Genomic DNA, 230 nt, shown 5'->3' with positions numbered 1-230 from the left:
CGGTTTCAATTTCGACTTGGTTAAAATAATCTCGTGGCAATACTTGCGAATTACCCAAGCTAGCTTCTTTAACCTTAGTTGGTTCCGTAACTTGCGCGCGATCAATTCCCCAGGCCGTAGCAAATAACTGGCTACCAATGACGCCAAGCTGCTGTTTGAGTAAATAAGGGTTGGTATGGGCTAGCTCATACATATTGTGAATGTGAAGGCGGTTCAAACGTTTCGCCATA

At 44.3% G+C, this 230-nt stretch carries 1 pseudogene; it reads right to left on the bottom strand.

Going from position 1 to position 230, the window contains the following annotated elements:
* Nucleotides 1–230, bottom strand: a pseudogene (locus FD20_RS12845) (excinuclease ABC subunit A); the annotation flags it as partial.

This window comes from Liquorilactobacillus uvarum DSM 19971, from assembly GCF_001434935.1.
In the GTDB taxonomy this organism is placed as follows: Bacteria; Bacillota; Bacilli; order Lactobacillales; family Lactobacillaceae; genus Liquorilactobacillus; species Liquorilactobacillus uvarum.
Note: the sequence above shows the minus strand (reverse complement) of the source record. Positions and strands in the feature narration are given on the sequence as shown.